This is a genomic window from Streptomyces sp. SM1 (assembly GCF_002910825.1).
GTDB lineage: Bacteria > Actinomycetota > Actinomycetes > Streptomycetales > Streptomycetaceae > Streptomyces > Streptomyces okerensis.
On sequence record NZ_NEUB01000564.1, the window covers coordinates 1 to 5,624 of the forward strand.

A 5,624-nucleotide genomic window follows, 5' to 3' on the forward strand; every position below is an offset into this window, starting at 1 on the left:
CCCGCCCTGGAGCGTCCCGCGGCCGGACTGGAACCGGTCGTCTACCCGGCGTTCCCGCACCGCCCCCGCCACCGAGCGGTGCCCGCGCCGCCGCCTGCGCTCCGAACGCTGCCTCTGCTGCCTGTGCCGACTCACTCCGCCAACGTACGACCCGTTCGGGTGAGGGGTGTCCACGAGCTGATCCGAAACTCTGCCGTCCGGGTGAATTCGGGGTACCGATCGGACACGTCGCGCACGCACTCGATAACGTGACGGCACCACTCTCACAGCATCTTCCACCGACACTCACGCGACGCCCACGAGGACCCACGCTGCCCGCGCACCGTCTCCCAGACCTCCCCGGCCGAGTCGCCATACCCGCGCAGTCCCGCGGCGAGCCCGGCCCCGCGTCCCCGCTGGAGCGGTTCAACACCGCCCCCGCCCGGGACGCCGAGCACGCCCTTCTGGCCTGTCTGCACAGCCTCCGCTGGGCGCTGCGCCTCGCCGGCCACCGCCCCTACCCCGACCTGGCGTCCCTCCTGGCGGCCGCGGACGAGGCGGCGTACGACCTCTCCGCCGAGGAACTCGCGGAGGCCCTGGCCGCGGAGTCCCTCCCCGCCCTCCCGGAGGACACCTACACGGCCGCCCACACGGCCCTGAGCGCGGCGCACGCGGCCTACGAGGCCAAATTCGGGCACGTGCTCGTCATCTCCCTGGCCGGCGTCCCCGAGGACGAAGCCCTGGACCGGGTCCTGACGGACATCCGGTCACGATTGACGAACGATCCCGACGAGGAGCGGGCCGTAGCGGCGGAGGAACTCCGGAGCCTGGCAAGAGGGCGCTTGACCAGCATCGTCAGGGGCGCGGGGAACTGCGCGACAAGCCCCGACGGAGCCGCATCCGGCAATTGACCGCATACCCCCCACCTCTGTGTCCGGCTAATCCCGCGCACCCCCTTTTCGAGTGCAAGTTTGATCACACCGGCAGGCCCCCCGTAAGCACCGCAGGTACTCGTCGCTACCATGCTGGGGGCCGGTGGACCGTACCCGGCCGGGCCCGACCGACAAGGAAAGCCGGCGCGGCCCCGACCCCCGCTCCCGGAGGAAATTTCCGTGCCGGCTGGAACGCTGTACCGCGGCCGGGAAGGAATGTGGTCCTGGGTGGCTCATCGAGTCACCGGCGTCCTCATCTTCTTCTTCCTGTTCGTTCACGTGCTGGACACCTCTCTCGTACGGGTGTCCCCCGAGGCCTACGACACCGTCGTGGCCACATACAAGACGCCGATCGTCGCGCTGCTGGAGTACGGCCTCGTCGCCGCCATCCTCTTCCACGCGCTCAACGGCCTGCGTGTCATCGCCGTCGACTTCTGGGTCAAGGGCGCCCGCTACCAGAAGCAGATGCTCTGGACCGTCGTCGCCGTCTGGGTCGTGCTGATGCTCGGGGCGATCTACCCCGTGCTCGGCCACGCCGCTCGTGAACTGTTCGGGAGCTGACGCCCATGTCCACGACTGAAACCAACGCCGCGGGCATCGGCCCCGTCGAGGGCGCCTCCCTCTACTCCGTCGACAACCCGGCACCGGTCATCGAGCCCCCGCGCAAGCGGACCAAGAAGACCCCCAAGAGCACCCGGGGCAACTTCGAGCTGGCCGCCTGGCTGTTCATGCGCCTGTCCGGCGTCGTCCTGGTCGTCCTCGTCATCGGCCACCTGCTGATCCAGCTGGTGCTGGACGGCGGCGTCTCGAAGATCGGCTTCGCCTTCGTGGCGGGCCGCTGGGCCTCGCCGTTCTGGCAGGTCTGGGACCTGCTGATGCTGTGGCTGGCGATGCTGCACGGCGCCAACGGCCTGCGCACGGTCATCAACGACTACGCGGAGCGGCCGAACATCCGGCTGTGGCTCAAGGGCCTGCTCTACACCGCCACGGTGTTCACCATCCTGCTGGGCACGCTGGTGATCTTCACCTTCGACCCGAACATCCGCTAGGCACGGGGCTGCGAGAGATATGAAGATCCACAAGTACGACACCGTCATCGTCGGCGCCGGCGGCGCGGGCATGCGCGCGGCCATCGAGTCGACGAAGCGCAGCCGCACCGCCGTCCTGACGAAGCTCTACCCCACCCGCTCCCACACGGGCGCCGCGCAGGGCGGCATGGCCGCCGCGCTGGCCAACGTGGAGGAGGACAACTGGGAGTGGCACACCTTCGACACGGTCAAGGGCGGTGACTACCTGGTCGACCAGGACGCCGCCGAGATCCTGGCGAAGGAGGCCATCGACTCGGTCCTCGACCTGGAGAAGATGGGCCTGCCGTTCAACCGGACGCCGAACGGCACCATCGACCAGCGCCGCTTCGGCGGTCACAGCCGCAACCACGGCGAGGCCCCGGTCCGCCGCTCCTGCTACGCGGCCGACCGCACCGGTCACATGATCCTCCAGACGCTGTACCAGAACTGCGTGAAGGAGGGCGTGGAGTTCTTCAACGAGTTCTACGTCCTGGACCAGCTGATCACCGAGGTCGACGGCGTCAGGAAGTCCGCCGGCGTGGTCGCCTACGAGCTGGCCACCGGTGAGATCCACGTCTTCCAGGCGAAGGCCGTGATCTACGCGTCCGGCGGCACCGGCAAGTTCTTCAAGGTGACGTCGAACGCGCACACGCTGACCGGTGACGGCCAGGCGGCCGTGTACCGGCGCGGGCTGCCGCTGGAGGACATGGAGTTCTTCCAGTTCCACCCGACCGGCATCTGGCGCATGGGCATCCTGCTGACGGAGGGCGCCCGCGGTGAGGGCGGCATCCTGCGCAACAAGGACGGCGAGCGCTTCATGGAGAAGTACGCGCCGGTCATGAAGGACCTCGCCTCGCGCGACGTCGTCTCGCGCTCCATCTACACGGAGATCCGCGAGGGCCGCGGCTGCGGTCCCGAGGGCGACCACGTCTACCTGGACCTCACCCACCTCCCGCCGGAGCAGCTGGACGCCAAGCTGCCCGACATCACGGAGTTCGCGCGGACCTACCTCGGCATCGAGCCCTACACGGACCCGATCCCGATCCAGCCCACCGCCCACTACGCGATGGGCGGCATCCCGACCAACGTCCAGGGCGAGGTGCTGGCGGACAACACCACCGTCGTGCCGGGTCTGTACGCGGCCGGCGAGGTCGCCTGCGTGTCGGTGCACGGCGCCAACCGCCTGGGCACCAACTCGCTGCTGGACATCAACGTGTTCGGCAAGCGGGCCGGTATCGCGGCGGCGGACTACTCGCAGACGGCCGAGTTCGTCGAGCTGCCGGAGAACCCGGAGTCGCTCGTCGTCGAGCAGATCGAGCGGCTGCGCTCCTCCACCGGCACCGAGCGGGTGGCCGAGATCCGCCGCGAGCTGCAGGACACCATGGACGCCAACGTCATGGTGTTCCGCACCGAGCAGACGATCAAGACGGCGGTCGAGAAGATCGCCGAGCTGCGCGCGCGGTACAGGAACGTCGCCATCCAGGACAAGGGCAAGCGGTTCAACACCGACCTGCTGGAGGCCGTCGAGCTGGGCAACCTGCTCGACCTGGCCGAGGTCATGGCCGTCTCGGCGCTCGCCCGCAAGGAGTCCCGCGGAGGTCACTACCGCGAGGACTACCCCCACCGCGACGACATCAACTTCATGCGCCACACGATGGCGTACCGCGAGGTCGGCGCCGACGGCTCCGAGACCGTCCGCCTGGACTACAAGCCGGTCGTCCAGACCCGCTACCAGCCGATGGAGCGTAAGTACTGATGGCTACCCCCGTTCTCGACAAGTCGGACGCGGCCGGTTCCCCCGAGCCCGGTTTCGCCGACTCCCCGTACATCACCGTCACGATGCGGATCCGCCGGTTCAACCCGGAGATCTCCGCGGACGCGGTCTGGGAAGACTTCCAGCTGGAGATCGACCCCAAGGAGCGCGTCCTCGACGCGCTGCACAAGATCAAGTGGGATCTGGACGGCACGCTGACCTTCCGCCGTTCCTGCGCCCACGGCATCTGCGGCTCCGACGCCATGCGGATCAACGGCAAGAACCGCCTGGCGTGCAAGACGCTGATCAAGGACATCAACCCCGAGAAGCCGATCACGGTCGAGGCCATAAAGGGCCTGACGGTCCTGAAGGACCTGGTCGTGGACATGGAGCCGTTCTTCCAGGCGTACCGGGACGTGATGCCCTTCCTGATCACGAAGGACACCAACGAGCCGACGCGTGAGCGCCTCCAGTCCGCCGAGGACCGCGAGCGCTTCGACGACACGACCAAGTGCATCCTGTGCGCCGCGTGCACGTCCTCGTGCCCGGTGTTCTGGAACGACGGGCAGTACTTCGGCCCGGCGGCCATCGTCAACGCGCACCGGTTCATCTTCGACTCGCGTGACGAGGCCGGTGAGCAGCGCCTGGAGATCCTGAACGACCGTGACGGCGTCTGGCGCTGCCGCACGACCTTCAACTGCACGGACGCCTGCCCGCGCGGCATCGAGGTCACCAAGGCGATCGCCGAGGTGAAGCGTGCGCTGATCACGCGCCGCTACTGAGGTTCGCCGTTCGCTGTACGCCCAAGGGCCCCGTTTCTGCCGGAAACGGGGCCCTTGGGCATGTGCCATGCCTTCGGGCGACGGTGGTCAGGTGTACCGGGACGCCGCCGCCCGGGTCGTCAGGGGCGCGGTACCGGCCGCCGCCACGTGGCGCGGGGCGCGGCCCGGGCGGGGCGGGCGTCGTGTACCGGCGGGGGCACGGGTGGACGTACGATCCGCGCGACGGGTGGACGCACACCCCCGCGACCTGCGGCGCGGGCACCTGCACCGTGCCGTGGGCCGTCCGCCCCCGGACGTTAGGCTCTGTTCCCGTGTCCGCGAAGAACGACGGCCCCGACGACGGCGCCGCACTCAGCAAGTCCGAGCAGACCCGCGCCCTGATCCTCCAGACGGCCATGCGGCTGTTCCAGGAGCGCGGGTACGACAAGACGACCATGCGGGCCATCGCCAAGGAGGCCGGGGTCTCCGTCGGCAACGCGTACTACTACTTCGAGGGCAAGGAGCACCTGATCCAGGGCTTCTACGACCGGATCGCCGCCGAGCACCAGGTGGCGACCCGGGAGGTGCTGGCCCGGGAGACCGACCTGGAGGCGCGGCTCGCGGGCGTGCTGAAGGCGTGGCTGGACATCGCCACGCCGTACCACGAGTTCGCGGTGCAGTTCTTCAAGAACGCGGCCGACCCGGACAGCCCCCTCAGCCCCTTCTCCCCGGAGTCGGAGCACGCGCGCGTGGAGGCGATCAGCGTGCACCGGTCGGTGCTGGCCGGGACGAGGACCAAGGTCCCGGCGGAACTGCGCGACATCCTGCCCGAGCTGATGTGGCTGTCACAGATGGGACTGTGCCTGTACTGGATCTTCGACCGCACCGAGGGGCGGGAGCGCAGTTACCGGCTGGCCGAGCGGGGCGCCCGGCTCACCGTGCGGGGTGTCGCCCTGGCCCGCTTCCGGGTGCTGCGGCCGCTGGTCCGGGAGGTGCACGAGCTGTTCACGGAGTTCCTGCCCGGGATGACGAGGGCGCTGCCGGACCCCGCCTCGAAGGCGGCGCCCGGCGAGCGGGGGGCACCCGGCGCGCAGGGGCCACCCCCGGAGACGGGAACGCCCGGCGCGCAGGG

General features: G+C 69.4%; 6 protein-coding genes. All 6 read left to right on the forward strand.

Annotated features, from left to right (window positions below; translation table 11 throughout):
- Positions 1-248: 248 nt before the first annotated feature.
- A complete protein-coding gene (locus B9S61_RS13740; RefSeq protein ID WP_103542513.1) occupies positions 249-890 on the forward strand; it encodes a 2-oxo-4-hydroxy-4-carboxy-5-ureidoimidazoline decarboxylase in 642 nt (213 codons plus the stop codon).
- A 201-nt stretch (positions 891-1,091) separates the two neighbouring features.
- Complete coding sequence (gene sdhC, locus B9S61_RS13745; RefSeq protein WP_103542514.1) at positions 1,092-1,472, forward strand: succinate dehydrogenase, cytochrome b556 subunit; 381 nt, start codon at positions 1,092-1,094, stop codon at positions 1,470-1,472.
- A 5-nt stretch (positions 1,473-1,477) separates the two neighbouring features.
- Positions 1,478-1,960, forward strand: a complete 483-nt coding sequence (locus B9S61_RS13750) for a succinate dehydrogenase hydrophobic membrane anchor subunit (protein ID WP_103542515.1) — start codon at positions 1,478-1,480, stop codon at positions 1,958-1,960.
- A gap of 19 nt (positions 1,961-1,979) precedes the next feature.
- Positions 1,980-3,734 (forward strand): succinate dehydrogenase flavoprotein subunit, encoded by a 1,755-nt coding sequence (gene sdhA / locus B9S61_RS13755; protein ID WP_103542516.1) that lies wholly within the window; start codon positions 1,980-1,982, stop codon positions 3,732-3,734.
- A complete protein-coding gene (locus B9S61_RS13760; protein WP_103542517.1) occupies positions 3,734-4,513 on the forward strand; it encodes a succinate dehydrogenase iron-sulfur subunit in 780 nt (259 codons plus the stop codon). The genes sdhA and B9S61_RS13760 overlap by 1 nt, the downstream gene beginning before the upstream one ends.
- A gap of 311 nt (positions 4,514-4,824) precedes the next feature.
- Positions 4,825-5,624, forward strand: an 800-nt coding sequence (locus B9S61_RS13765) for a TetR family transcriptional regulator (RefSeq protein WP_258039646.1), incomplete at its 3' end; no start/stop codon positions are given.